Source organism: Nitrospirota bacterium, assembly GCA_016235245.1.
GTDB lineage: Bacteria > Nitrospirota > Thermodesulfovibrionia > Thermodesulfovibrionales > UBA6898 > UBA6898.
In genome coordinates this window covers 82454-95843 of record JACRLO010000012.1, presented here as the reverse complement: position 1 = coordinate 95843, position 13390 = coordinate 82454, and the positions used below count along the sequence as shown (strand labels likewise).

Sequence of the window (13390 nt, the reverse complement as noted above, 5' to 3'; positions counted from 1 at the left end):
CGTATTTACGAATAAAGATGGTATAGTACAAAAATTATGAGCATCTTTTCTGTTACCTCAGCAAAGGAAAAAATCCTAAAAGAACAGATGGAAGCCCTTCATATCCGCGAAGAGGATATCGAAGAGTCGTTTATCCGTTCCAGTGGAAAAGGCGGCCAGCATGTAAACAAGACCTCAACCTGCGTGTACCTCAAGCACCTGCCCACAGGCCTGGAAGTCAAATGCCAGGAAGGGCGGTCACAGGCACTGAACCGCTACCGTGCACGTCTCCTGCTCATACAGAAAATTGATGAACTGATCAGGGGAAAGGAAAGCGCTGAACAGCAGCGCATTGAGAAACTCCGGAGACAGAAGAGAAAGAGGTCAAAGCGGTCAAAGGAAAAGATGCTGGCGCAGAAAAGACTCGTTTCAGAAAAAAAAGTGCTACGCGGCCGCATTTCAAAGGATGAAGCCTAATATTTTCGAAACTCTGTATCAGCGCCTCTTTGCCGCCTTTGGTCCGCAGCACTGGTGGCCGGCAAACAGTCCTTTCGAAGTTGCCATTGGGGCAATTCTCACCCAGAATACCAATTGGTCTAATGTTGAAAAGGCAATCGCAAATCTGAAGAGGGAGAAAGCTATTTCAGCAAAGTCGCTCCATCGCATGCAGGCTTCAGATCTTGCCACGCTCATCCGGCCTGCGGGATATTTCAATGTCAAAGCCGCCCGCCTGAAAAACTTTATTGATTTTCTCCATGCAGAATATCAGGGAAGTATGTCAAGGATGGCTAAAGAAAGCCTGCCTGCGGTCAGGGAAAAACTCCTCTCCGTAAGAGGTATCGGGCCTGAAACCGCGGATTCCATAATTCTTTACGCCCTTGAAAAACCGGTCTTTGTAATTGATGCCTATACAAAAAGAATCCTTTCTCGGCATGCTATAATAGAGCGTGCAGAATCCTATGAGACCTATCAGAAGTTGTTTCATTCAACGCTCAGGAGCGATGTATTGCTGTTTAATGAGTATCACGCCCTCATCGTCAGACTGGCAAAGGACTTCTGCAAAACAAAACCAATATGCAGAGGCTGCCCGCTTGAAGGGATTTAACGATGGTTAGGGGAATAACTCAGCTGCTGGTCGGCCTCATGCTGCTGTTTGCCGTGCCTACACTCCTTCCAAAGGCATATATCCAATTCCACACAGGGAAGAAGGGCAAGGCAATACTATCAATGCTGCTCGGTTTCGCTGCTGCCTTCTTCTCCTTGCTGGCCTTTTATCACGCCTATCTGATCTTCAGTCAGTAATGACTCATCGGCCCCGTCCGGGGATTTCATCTCATCGCTTGATGCCGGCACAGGGACAATTTCATCAGACAATATTTCCGCGGGAAGAACATGCCCTCCATCTATGACAGATTCAAAACGATTTAGAATATTCCTTATCCCGCCATCGAACTCTCTGCGAATCATCTTGAGTTCCACGATCTCCTCGTTGATCTGAAGCGCTTTATCATGCGCCTCTGCCAACAGATCCCGCACCGCTTCCTCAGCCGTCTCCATCAGCTTATCCGCCTCTCTTCGTGCAAGGATCTTGTATTCCTCTGACATCTGATGGGCTTCCTGAACAGTTCTGCTCAAGAGATCCCGCATCTCCCAAAACCGCTGTATCTCAGCATCGGCCTTATAGATCTGTTCTTTCAGCGCAGCATTCTCCCTCAGCAGGTCTTCAAGCTCCTCCCGGATCTGCTCAAGGAAACTTGAGACCTCTTCGGGATGGAAGCCCCGGAACTTCATCGGAAAGCGCCTTGTTTCTATATCGATAGGCGTTATTCTCATCGTGCCCTATTATAATACAAATTCCGTGCATTGACTTCGGTCATTTCTGAGACCTCTTTTCAATAATGACAAGATGCCGCATGCTGTTTTCAAAGGGCAAAACAATGTCTTCCCTCTTCACAGCAGACGTTTCGAGCCCCCTGAGTTCCTCTTCCAGCTTAGGTCCTTTGCTGAGGATAAGAACACCCCCTTCCTCCAGAAGCCTCTCTGCCTTGTTGATGAACTCTCCCACGCTGAAAAGTGCTCTTGTAACCGCAGCATCCACCAACAGATCATGTATATCTTCAATCCTGCAATTCCTGACAGAAAGGCCATCTACTTTCAACTGTCTCTGCATATGCTCGAGGAACAAAGCCTTTTTCTGCACGGGTTCGATCAGCACAACTGCAATATCAGGTCGCATGATCTTCAGCGGAAGACCCGGAAACCCTGCACCGCTGCCGACATCAGCAATGCTCTTTACCTGAGGAGGAAGGACCTTAAGAAAAAGGAGCGAATCAAGAAAATGCTTTACCACAATATCAGCATCCGTCTTCAGGGCTGTGAGGTTATAGGCCCTGCTCCATTTTTTAAGCTCCGTGAGATAAAGAGAAAAGGCCTCGATCTGCGCTCCGGAATAAGAAATCCGAAGGAGTTCAAGGCCTTTCATTAAGAGTTCAGATGCTTCTTTCATAATCAGGCGTCAACGATCGTGATGCGTATCCACAAATCCGTAAGCTGACGCTGCCATTTCTCCCTGTTAAACCTTCTCAACAACTTTTGCTATGCTGGATATCTTTTCATCGGCAGTTTTCATGAGTGTAACACCCTGGGTATTTCTGCCGTGGATCGAAATATTTTCGGCTGCTGTTCTGATGAGCTTGCCGGCTCCGGTGACCATAACCACCTCGTCCTCGTCCCTCACCTGAAGAAGGCCTACTACCTTCCCGCCTTTCTCCGTAAGTTTAATGGATATGACCCCTTTACCTCCCCTTGCCTGAAGCGGATAGTCTTCTATCTTTGTCCTTTTTCCAAAACCATTCTCTGCAACAGTCAAAATGGCGGTCTTCTCTTCCGCAACCTCTGCGGCCACCACCTCATCACCTTTCATCAGACGTATGCCGCGCACTCCTCTTGCCGTGCGACCGGTCTCCCTGACGTCCTCTTCATTGAATTTAATCGACAGGCCATTGCGTGTCCCGATGATCAGGTCGTTATTTCCACTGGTCTTTCTGACGTCGATCAGCTCGTCACCCTCATCAAGGGAAATCGCGATAATGCCTTTTCCTCTTGGGTTGCTGTATGCCGTAAGCACGGTCTTTTTTACCGTCCCGTTTTTGGTAAACATGACAAGATAGCCGTCTTTGAAATCACGGACAGGCAGCGCTGTTGAAACCCGCTCGCCTTCGGAGAGCTGCAGAAGATTTATCATCGCCTTTCCCTTTGCTGTCCTGCCGGCCTCAGGCAATTGATAGGTCTTAAGCCAGTACAGTCTGCCAAAGTTCGTAAAGAAGAGCATATAGTCATGCGTGGAGCCGATAAAGAGCTGTTCTACAAAATCCTCTTCCTTCGTCTCCATGCTCATCCCGCCTGTACCGCCGCGGCGCTGGCTCCGGTACGCGCTCAGAGGATTCCGCTTAATGTACCCGGTATGAGAGAGCGTAATGACCATTTCCTCCTCAGAGATAAGATCCTCTATGGATATCTCTCCGGTATCCTCGGTTATCTCGGTCCTTCTCTCGTCAGTATATTTCTCTCTGATCTCAAGGAACTCATCCCTGATGATCTTTGATACCAGCTTCTCGCTTTCTAAAATTGCCTTGAGCTTCGCGATCTCCTTTAATATCTCTTTGTACTCGTTAATGATCTTATCGCGTTCAAGACCGGTCAGTCTCTGCAGCTTCATGTCGAGGATAGCCTGGGCCTGAAGCTCAGAAAGTTGATATCCTCCTATCAGGCCGTTTTTTGCCTCTTCCGGATTTTTTGATGATCTGATCAGCGCAATGATCTGATCAAGATGATCAAGGGCTATCTTGAGCCCTTCCAAAATATGTGACCGCTCCTGGGCCTTTCTGAGTTCGAACCGGGTCCTGCGCATGATCACGTCGCGCCGGTGCTGGATAAAGTGGCCGAGTATGGCCTTAAGGCCGAGCACGCGGGGCTGGCCACTGACTATGGCTAACATGATAATGCCGAAAGTCGTCTGCATCTGGGTATGCTTATAGAGGTTATTGAGCACAACCTCTGCCATGGCATTCCTTTTCAGCACAATAACAACCCTGATGCCGTCCCGGTCAGACTCGTCCCGTATATCTGAGATGTCTTCAATCTGTTTTTCTCTGACCAGTTGGGCCATCTTCTCAATGAGTCTGGCCTTGTTCACCTGGTAGGGCATCTCGGTAATGATGATGCTCTCGATACCCCCGTGCTCCTTCTCTATCTTTGCCTTTGCCCTTATCCTGACCAGTCCCCGGCCTGTTGCGTATGCATCCCTGATGCCGGCGGTCCCATGGATAAACCCGCCGGTAGGGAAATCAGGTCCCTTGATGCAGGTCATGAGCTGTTCTACCGTAGTGTCGGGGTTATCAAGCAGCATCACCAGGCCGTCAATCACCTCGCCAAGGTTGTGCGGCGGGATGTTCGTTGCCATACCAACGGCAATACCGGTAGCGCCGTTAATGATAAGGTTCGGGATCTTTGAAGGAAGCACTTTCGGTTCGACCGTCGTCTCGTCAAAGTTCGCTATGAAATCAACGGTCTCTTTGTCAATATCGGCAAGGAGTTCTTCCGCGATCTTTGCCATCCTTGCCTCTGTATACCGGTATGCTGCTGCCCGGTCTCCGTCAATGGATCCAAAATTGCCCTGCCCGTCAACAAGCATGTACCGCAGGTTAAAGTCCTGTGCAAGCCTTACCATGGCGTCATAAACAGCCGTATCACCGTGAGGATGGTATTTTTTGAGCACTTCACCCACGACACCGGCGCTCTTTGAATATTTTTTGTTCGGGAGCAGCCCCTCCCGGAACATGGCGTACAGGATCCTCCTCTGTACGGGTTTCAGGCCGTCTCTGACCTCGGGCAGCGCCCTGCCGATGATTACGCTCATCGCATAATCAAGGTAACTGATCTTCATCTCTTCTTCGATATTTATTGGTAGCTTTGACATATATTCTTAATCCTTTCTCCTTTGCCTGCAGGCGCCTGCAACTAACTACATGTTCTTTTTATGCTAATTATTCATCACGATCAAAATCATTTTTTCTTTTCTCAAGAGAGGGCTTCAATTTTATGGAAACAAGAACCTTGTCCTCTTTCCGCCAATAGTTAACATCCAGGACATCGTCAGTTCCAAAGGTAATGGAAAGGTACAGGGGCCGGAGTTCATAACCGACAATCTCGCCTTTTTCATCTCTGATGCTTCGGATCTGATCCCCCTGAACTTCTGCATGCGAATGAGTAAACGCACGCGCCTCGCTCAGCGCCCTCTCAGCGGATAAGCCTTTTTTCGCCCTGAATAAAAATTCAGGGGCATAGGGCTCAAGGGTTAATCTGTCCCCCTCTTTATCAAGAAACGCTATCGTTTCAAGGTCATCACTATAATTACCGCCGTAAAGAATAAGGGTATACGTGCCCTGGATATCGCCATTCGGTACGACATCAGTCCTCAGAGCCCTCCCCAGCGCACATGCCTGCAGCGTCAATGCCGCGATACCTGCGATTACAAAGGTCCTGAGGCTTTTAGATATCAATATTTCTTGCCTCAAGCGCATGTTTGACGATAAAGTCCTTTCTCGGTTCGACCTGATCCCCCATGAGGATCGTAAAAATCTCGTCAGCCATAACGCTGTCTTCAATGCTGACCTGAAGCAGGGTTCTTTTTTCCGGGTCCATGGTAGTCTCCCAGAGCTGCTGCGGGTTCATCTCGCCAAGTCCCTTATACCGCTGGATGTTCAAGCCCTTCCGGGCAGCCTCAAAAACATGCTGATACAATTCCGTTGTTGATCCTATATCGCGCTTCCCGTCTTTTGTTGTCACGGTAAAGGGAGCGCTCCCCAGGTCCCTGATCGTGCCATGAAGGGCTTCGAGCTCCCGGTATTCTGGAGACAGAAGAAGTTTTTCTTCAAGGGTCACCTTATAATTCTGACGGGTTATCAACACACCAAATCCACCGTGTTCTTCATCAGGATAAAGCTCTCCGATCGCAATATCCGGGACTTCTGCTTTCATCTTCTTGAGCAGTTCTTTAAACAGAGCCTTGTCCTTAAGCAGGGCCTTGTTCGTTCCTTCTTTAAGGAGGAAGCAGAGCACCAGCGTTTCTTTTCTTCTTCTTTCGAACCACTCGATCAAACGCTCGTAGCTGGCAAGCTTCTTCAGAAATGATACCAGCGCCTTACCCTTCACTTCCTGGCCTTTGAGGGTAAGAGCAAGATCCTCTGAAGCAAGCTCCAGAAGCATGGCCTGCATCTCCTGCTCGTTCTGGATATATTTCTCTGTCCTTCCCTTCTTCACCTTAAAGAGCGGCGGCTGAGCAATATAGAGATACCCCTTTTCAATTACCTCGGGCATCTGGCGATAAAAGAAGGTAAGAAGGAGTGTCCTTATATGTGCGCCATCGACGTCAGCATCGGTCATCAGCACAACCTTGTGGTACCGAATCTTGTTTATGTCGAAATCTCCTGCTCCGATGCTTGTGCCAAGGGCAGTGATAAGGATGCGTATCTCTTCTGAGGCCAGCATTTTATCAAAACGGGCCTTTTCAACATTCAGGATCTTGCCCCGAAGCGGGAGGATCGCCTGCGCCCTTCGGTCCCTGCCCTGTTTGGCAGAGCCGCCTGCCGAGTCTCCCTCAACAATGAAGATTTCGCTTAACGCAGGGTCCTTTTCTGAACAGTCGGCAAGTTTGCCCGGAAGACCGGTGTCTTCAAGTGCTCCCTTCCTGCGCGTCAACTCGCGTGCCTTTCTGGCCGCCTCTCGTGCACGGGCAGCCTGGACCGCTTTTTCTATGATCTTCTTCGCTATGGAAGGATTCTCCTCAAAATACGTTGACAGAGCATCATTCACGATAGACTCTACAATGCCTTTTGCTTCGCTGTTGCCCAGTTTCATCTTGGTCTGGCCTTCGAACTGCGGGTTTGGGAGCTTGACGCTTATAACCGCAGTCAGCCCTTCACGAATGTCATCTCCTGAGACGCTATCCTTTGTATTCTTTAGGATTCCGGAATTGCTGGCATAGCTATTGGCCGTTCTGGTCAGCGCAGACTTAAAACCGATCAGGTGAGTTCCACCCTCTCTTGTATTAATGTTATTGGCAAAGGTAAAGATCGTCTCTGAATAGCTGTCATTATACTGAAGGGCAACCTCGGCGAATATGCCGTCTTTTTCTCCTGATATATAGACAGGCTTCGGATGAAGCGAGGTCTTGTTCTTGTTCAGATGTTCAACAAACGAAACTATGCCGCCCTCATAATAAAATTCCTGGTTCTTGTCAGACCGTTCATCAAGAATCGTTATCTTGAGTCCCCGGTTCAAAAATGCAAGCTCCCTCAGCCTCTGTGAAAGCACATCGTAGCTGAAATCAACAGTTTCTTTGAATATTTCAGGGTCAGGCTTAAACGTCACTTTTGTGCCGCGTGACTTCGTCTTTCCTACGACCTGCAGCGGGCCGGTCGGCTTACCCTGTTCGAAGCGCATCTGAAAAACCTGTCCGTTCTGTTTGATCTCGACTTCAAGCCATTCTGAAAGCGCATTGACAACCGATATACCCACACCATGGAGTCCGCCTGATATCTTATATGCTGATGATTCGAACTTTCCCCCTGCATGCAGTTCCGTAAGCACCACCTCTGCAGCGGTTCTCCCCTCGGTATCCCCGGGATGGGCTCCGGTGGGAATCCCCCTGCCGTCATCCATAACCGTGCAGCTGCTGTCATGATGGAGGATAACGTCAATATTGCTGCAATGCCCGGCAAGAGATTCATCCACACTGTTGTCAACAGCTTCATATACCAGATGGTGCAGGCCGTCAGGGCCTGTTGAGCCAATATACATTGCCGGCCTCTTTCTTACTGCACTGAGGCCTTTAAGTATTTTGATATCGTCTGCGGTGTACGTTGCTTCACTGCCTGTCTGTTTATCTTCCATGTTCCCTCTCTGTCCTTGATTTTACTGAAATACGGTCTTTACGTTATATCCTCATCGGCATGATAACACAGCGGTACTCGGCATCCTGCTCATCTCTGATCAGCACGGGATTAAGAGCGCCCTGAAATTCCATAATCACCCTGTCAGAAGACATTACCTCAATAATATCAAGCAGATACCGGGCATTGAGGCCCAGGGCGGTTTTCTCGCCAGCATATTCGATAGCAATCTCGTCCGTTGCCTCTCCCATATCAGGGTTTGACGTTGTTACCATAAGTTTATTATCGCCAAGGTCCATCTTCACGGCATTGGTCTTGTCCTTTGCCATGAGAGAAACCCTGCGAAGCGCTTTTGCAAAAGCCGCCCGCTCAATAATTATCCTCTTATCATTGGCCGCCGGTATCACCTGTTCATAGTTAGGGTACGTGCCTTCAATCAGGCGCGTAAGGAACTGGATATCTCCAATACTAAAGAGCACATGGTTTTTGCTGAGCACCATTTTAACGGTGCCTTCTCTTTTTTCGAGAATCTTCCTGAGTTCTGTTGCTGCCTTCTTCGGTACGATCATCTTCTTCTCTTCAGAGAGATTCCCTTCAATCGGTTTTGCCATGGCTGCGAGCCGGTGTCCGTCTGTGCCGACCATCGATAGTCTGCCATCCATAGTGATATGAAAAAGAAGGCCGTTGAGGGTGTACCGCGTATCGCTGTCACCAGCCGCAAAAACCGTCTTCTCAATAAGCCCTGCCATCGTCTTTGCCTCCAGGGATATCTCCTCCATATCCTCCATGCCTGGCCAGGCCGGAAATTCCTTTGAGGAAAGGCAGGCAAGACGGAAGTTGCTCGCTCCGGTCTTTATCCTCAGCCACTGCTCATCAATGGATTCAAGGGAGAGATCCCCATCTACCTCTCTGACAATCTCGAACATTTTCCTCGCAGGTATACAGATCTTCCCTTCTTTTTCGACTTTCAGGGCGAGGGGTTCACGGAGAGCCGTTTCGAGGTCGGTAGCGGTAATGAAAGAACCGTTCTTGCCCGCCTCCAGGAGGAAGTGGCTCAGGATCGGCATGGTATTGCGCTTCTCGACAATGTTCTGAATATTCGAGAGCTTCTCCTGCAGTTCGTCTTTGGATACTATTAGCTTCATGACCCCTCCTTAGTGTTTTATCTTCTGAAGAAGATTTTCTATCATCCTGTTGAATGTCTCGTCTTTGGACCGGCGTTCATCGACCTGCTTGCAGGCATAGATAACCGTCGCATGGTCTTTGCCGCCGCAGGCCTTGCCGATATCACTCAGAGAAGATTCCGTTACCTGTTTTGCAACATACATAACCGTATGTCGGGCCAAAACGAGATCCTTCGTCCGCCTCTTAACTTTAATTTCAGAAGGTTTGAGATTATAAAACTCACAGACCGCCTTGATAACTGCATCTACCGTAACAGGCCGGTGTTCGTCATGGATAATGTCCTTGAGCACCTTTTTTGTCGTCTCTAAGGTTATCTCCTCGCCCGTAAGTGCAGCCTGTGCTGCAATCCTCATAAGGCTGCCTTCAAGTTCACGAATGTTTGATTTAATCCTGCTTGCAAGGAGATGCACGACATCCTCGGGAAGCTTCCGGATATTCATCATCTCTGCTTTTTTATGGATAATCGCAATCTTTGTCTCTATATCAGGGGGCTGAATATCAACAATAAGGCCCATGGTAAAACGTGACCGCAGCCTGTCAGTAATATCGTTTATCTCTCTTGGCGAACGATCGCAGGAAATTACGATCTGCTTCTGTTTTTCATATAGCGAATTAAAGGTATGGAAAAGCTCATCCTGGGTCTTTTCTCCCCTGATGAACTGCACATCATCGATCAGCAGGAGGTCAAGATTTCGATATTTTTCTTTTAACTCAGCCATCTTGTCATACCGCAGCGCGGTGACAATCTCGGTAATGAGTTGATCGGTCGGAACATACAGAATTGAGAAATCATGCTTTTTCTCAAGTACCATATTACCGACTGCATTCATAAGATGGGTCTTGCCCAGACCCGCTCCTCCATAAATATAAAGAGGGTTATATATTTTTCCCGGAGATTCTGCAACAGCCACTGCAGCAGCATGAGCAAGTTGGTTGCTGACTCCGGGAACGAAATTTTCAAAGGTATATCGGGGATTAAGATAGATTCCCCTATTGGCAAGTCTCTGTCTCTTATTCTCTATCCGGTCACTGCTTTTTTTCAGCGAAATATCCTGTGGTTCTTCAATCTTATATTTCAAGGCCACAGGATGCCCCACAATCACTTCAAGAGAGTCCTTTATAAGATTCGGGTAGGCATCTTCTATCCATTCCTTGAAAAATCTGTTCGGTATCTCAAGGGTAACAGTCTGGTCTTTTAAAGATACTGTTTTTATCGGCTTAAACCAGAGATCAAAGGCACTGCCGTCAACCTTTTGTTCAATCTTGGAGAGACTTTTATTCCATATTTCATCTATCGTCATTACGCGCCTTTGTTAACAAGTTATTCACATTTGTTAATAACTAACCGTGGGGAGGTCACATATTATATCCGAAACGCCAATACCATACAACATTCCTGTTATATACCTGTGAGTATCTCGTAAGATATTTAAGGATGTCAGTTTCATTAAGAAGTCTCCGAAGTTTCCTACGACGTTATTATAGCTTTTTATCTATTAATTTCAGTATGTTACACCGTTTTTAACATTCTCACTGCCTCTATTACTACTACTACTTTTTTTTACAATATAATAAATAGAAAGAACATCAATACATACATTTATTGTTCAGACAAACCTTTAGAAAGAGATAATTTTAGATATTCTTTTAAAAACCGATCTATTGAACCGTCAAGAATAGAATTAATATCTCCGATTTCAATTCCCGTTCTATGATCTTTTACCATTTGATATGGTTGCATTACATAAGAACGTATCTGGCTTCCCCAGGCAATATCCTTTTTATCCCCAATAATATCTTCCATTTTTCTCTCTTTTGCCTTAAGTTGTAATTCATAAAGTCGCGCTTTGATTATTTTCATGGCAACAGCCTTATTCGTATGCTGAGAACGCTCATTTTGACAGGCGACTATAATCCCAGTCGGAATATGAGTCAAACGAACGGCTGAAGAGGTCTTGTTAACGTGCTGACCTCCTGCACCTGATGCCCTGTATACATCCATTTTTATATCTTCATCCCTCAGATCAACCTTGACATCATCTTCAATCTCAGGACTTACGATAATAGAAGCAAAAGACGTATGTCTTCGTTTATTGGCATCAAAAGGGGAGATTCTTACCAATCGGTGAACACCTGCTTCAGAGCGAAGATATCCATAGGCATATTGCCCGCTGATCGTAAGCGTCGCATTTTTTATTCCGGCCTCATCTCCAGGCTGAAGATCCACAATCTGAGGTTTATATCCTCGACGCTCAGACCATCGGAGATACATTCTCATGAGCATCTGGGCCCAGTCCTGACTTTCTACGCCTCCTGCGCCTGGATGAATGGTCAGAATTGCATTGTTTTTGTCCAGTTCGCCGGAAAGCAGATTCTGCAGTTCAATGTTTTCTATTTCTTCTCTGAGAGCATCGATCTCATGCTTGAGTTCCTTAAGAAATAAATCACCACCCTCTTCGTCGAGGATGCTCAGGGATTCTTCAGTATAGAGAAGTTTCTGGGTAAGCTGCTCAAAAGGTACAATTGTATTTTCGAGCTTAGCCTTTTCCTTGAGAAGTTCCTTTGATTTTTCAGGAGACGACCAGACATGTTCTAAAGAGAGGTCTTCCGTTATTCTCGCAAGATCGCTTTTTTTGCGGTTAATATCAAAGATAACCTCTTAAGGTGTCTACTTTTATTCTGATTTGAGAGAGAGCATCCTTAAGTTCAGTATGAATCAGCACAATTACCTCCTCGAAACAAGATTACCCAGTAAAATAATGGAAATAACAATACAGAAAAAAGAGAACAGATCGCCGAACCGGGTATAAAACGTCATGGCAGAATCCGTTTTAACTGTTTTGGTCAATACTTGACGGTCAAAAAGGCCGGACTGAGCAAGGATTTTGCCATTACTATCAATAAATCCTGATATGCCGGTATTTGCTGCTCGTATGAGAGGTTTTCGGTTTTCGATTGCCCGAAAAACAGCCATCGTAAAATGCTGATAGGGGCCGGCTGTGCTTCCAAACCAGGCATCATTGGTTATGGTTACCATGAAGTCGCCGCCGCCGGTATAGAATTTTCTGACCAACCCGGGGAATATGACCTCGTAGCAGATAAGAGTACTAAATCTGCCCATCTCGGTATCCGCCTGTAGATACTGCCTGCCGGGGATGTAATCGCCAATGCCAACAACCAACTTATCGATAAAGAAAAACACGTTTCTCAGAGGAACATATTCCCCAAAAGGAACAAGATGTATTTTATCATAGACATAGGATTTTTTCCCGTTCTTGTCCAGAAGAATCGCGCTATTGGCCAGCTCAGAAGATCCGGCAGCCTGCTTCTTTACCATAACAGCTCCAAAGAGAAGATACGTATTGATTTGCCTTTGGAATTCAACCAGTTGCTCGGTATTGGCAATGTCCGAGCCGAACAAAAATGGCACTGCTGTCTCTGGCCAAACAAGTAAAGAGGGATGTTCTTTCAAAGCCTCTCTGGAAAGTTTAGTATAAATATCAATAACTTCATTCTGAAATATCGGCTCCCATTTCTTATCCTGCTCGATATTGCCCTGGATAACGCTTACCGTCAGATCCCTGCCGATCCTGTCCTGATGAAGCCTCCAGAAGCCGTATCCAAAAGCAGCTATCATCACCATGACAAGGACAACAACGCCGGATACAAAGTAGGAAAGCGGAAACAGGGGCATTTCCTTCAGTCTTTTTCTGATCAGCAACAGATCAGAAAACAAGCCGTTAACGGCAAGGACTAAAAATGATATACCGTAAATTCCGGTAATGTCAGATATCTGGATGAGTGAAAGGAAGCGATACTGGCTATAGCCGACACTCGCCCAGGGAAAACCGGTCAGAGCATAAGAGCGAATATATTCCATGCAAACCCATAGCACCGGAGCTATAAAAAGTGCCGGCAGTCTGGTCTTTCTGTAAACCTGAGAGAAGAGCAGCGAAAAAAAAGCAGGGAAAAGGCTTAAGTAAGCAGACAAAAAAAGAACGATTATAATGCTTGCGAAAAACGGCACGCCGCCAAAATGGTTTATCGAGTGATACACCCAGTAAAGCGTCCCGAAGAAATAGGCCATACCAAAGATGAAACCAGAGACAAAGGAATCCCTCCAGTCTTTTTTCCAGAGAGAAAAAAGGAGGGGCACAAAACTGATCCATGCCAGACCGAATAGATCAAAACGTGGGAATGAGAGCACAAGCAGGATGCCCGAGATAAGCGCCGGCAAAAAAGGATAACATTTTTTCAGAAAATTTTTTTCCATA

11 protein-coding genes are annotated in these 13390 nt (G+C 46.9%); 2 read left to right on the top strand and 9 right to left on the bottom strand.

Annotated features, from left to right (window positions below; all coding sequences use genetic code 11):
• The first annotated feature begins 36 nt into the window (after positions 1-36).
• Both HZB31_06635 and HZB31_06630 read left to right on the top strand, forming a co-directional pair.
• Positions 37-456: a peptide chain release factor-like protein gene (locus tag HZB31_06635; GenBank protein ID MBI5847613.1), complete on the top strand. Its 420-nt coding sequence runs from the start codon at positions 37-39 to the stop codon at positions 454-456.
• Positions 446-1084, top strand: a complete 639-nt coding sequence (locus HZB31_06630; GenBank protein ID MBI5847612.1) for an endonuclease III domain-containing protein — start codon at positions 446-448, stop codon at positions 1082-1084. Before HZB31_06635 ends, HZB31_06630 begins: the two co-directional genes overlap by 11 nt.
• A gap of 119 nt (positions 1085-1203) precedes the next feature.
• Here HZB31_06630 and HZB31_06625 read toward each other — a convergent pair whose 3' ends face one another.
• The 9 genes from HZB31_06625 to lnt all read right to left on the bottom strand — a co-directional run bounded on the left by HZB31_06625 (position 1204) and on the right by lnt (position 13389).
• A complete protein-coding gene (locus HZB31_06625; protein MBI5847611.1) occupies positions 1204-1812 on the bottom strand; it encodes a DivIVA domain-containing protein in 609 nt (202 codons plus the stop codon).
• Between the two features lie 40 nt (positions 1813-1852).
• Positions 1853-2485, bottom strand: coding sequence for a 16S rRNA (guanine(527)-N(7))-methyltransferase RsmG (rsmG, locus tag HZB31_06620; protein MBI5847610.1), 633 nt, complete (start codon positions 2483-2485; stop codon positions 1853-1855).
• A gap of 66 nt (positions 2486-2551) precedes the next feature.
• Positions 2552-4957 (bottom strand): DNA gyrase subunit A, encoded by a 2406-nt coding sequence (gene gyrA, locus HZB31_06615; GenBank protein ID MBI5847609.1) that lies wholly within the window; start codon positions 4955-4957, stop codon positions 2552-2554.
• 67 nt (positions 4958-5024) lie between these two features.
• The gene (locus HZB31_06610; GenBank protein MBI5847608.1) at positions 5025-5540 is read right to left on the bottom strand and encodes a hypothetical protein; all 516 of its coding nucleotides are present in this window, start codon (positions 5538-5540) and stop codon (positions 5025-5027) included.
• Positions 5530-7932: a DNA topoisomerase (ATP-hydrolyzing) subunit B gene (gene gyrB, locus HZB31_06605; GenBank protein MBI5847607.1), complete on the bottom strand. Its 2403-nt coding sequence runs from the start codon at positions 7930-7932 to the stop codon at positions 5530-5532. Before gyrB ends, HZB31_06610 begins: the two co-directional genes overlap by 11 nt.
• A 43-nt stretch (positions 7933-7975) precedes the next feature.
• The gene (gene dnaN, locus HZB31_06600) at positions 7976-9076 is read right to left on the bottom strand and encodes a DNA polymerase III subunit beta (protein ID MBI5847606.1); all 1101 of its coding nucleotides are present in this window, start codon (positions 9074-9076) and stop codon (positions 7976-7978) included.
• A 9-nt stretch (positions 9077-9085) separates the two neighbouring features.
• A complete protein-coding gene (gene dnaA, locus HZB31_06595) occupies positions 9086-10417 on the bottom strand; it encodes a chromosomal replication initiator protein DnaA (GenBank protein ID MBI5847605.1) in 1332 nt (443 codons plus the stop codon).
• A 299-nt stretch (positions 10418-10716) separates the two neighbouring features.
• Positions 10717-11760: a peptide chain release factor 2 gene (gene prfB / locus HZB31_06590; protein MBI5847604.1), complete on the bottom strand. Its 1044-nt coding sequence runs from the start codon at positions 11758-11760 to the stop codon at positions 10717-10719.
• Between the two features lie 81 nt (positions 11761-11841).
• A complete protein-coding gene (gene lnt / locus HZB31_06585) occupies positions 11842-13389 on the bottom strand; it encodes an apolipoprotein N-acyltransferase (GenBank protein MBI5847603.1) in 1548 nt (515 codons plus the stop codon).
• Position 13390: the final 1 nt, after the last annotated feature.

Coding starts and splice junctions, on each gene's coding strand:
- HZB31_06635 (MBI5847613.1), top strand. CDS start 37: ATGAGCATCTTTTCTGTTACCTCAGCAAAGGAAAAAATCCTAAAAGAA.
- HZB31_06630 (MBI5847612.1), top strand. CDS start 446: ATGAAGCCTAATATTTTCGAAACTCTGTATCAGCGCCTCTTTGCCGCC.
- HZB31_06625 (MBI5847611.1), bottom strand. CDS start 1,812: ATGAGAATAACGCCTATCGATATAGAAACAAGGCGCTTTCCGATGAAG.
- rsmG (MBI5847610.1), bottom strand. CDS start 2,485: ATGAAAGAAGCATCTGAACTCTTAATGAAAGGCCTTGAACTCCTTCGG.
- gyrA (MBI5847609.1), bottom strand. CDS start 4,957: ATGTCAAAGCTACCAATAAATATCGAAGAAGAGATGAAGATCAGTTAC.
- gyrB (MBI5847607.1), bottom strand. CDS start 7,932: ATGGAAGATAAACAGACAGGCAGTGAAGCAACGTACACCGCAGACGAT.
- dnaN (MBI5847606.1), bottom strand. CDS start 9,076: ATGAAGCTAATAGTATCCAAAGACGAACTGCAGGAGAAGCTCTCGAAT.
- dnaA (MBI5847605.1), bottom strand. CDS start 10,417: ATGACGATAGATGAAATATGGAATAAAAGTCTCTCCAAGATTGAACAA.
- lnt (MBI5847603.1), bottom strand. CDS start 13,389: ATGGAAAAAAATTTTCTGAAAAAATGTTATCCTTTTTTGCCGGCGCTT.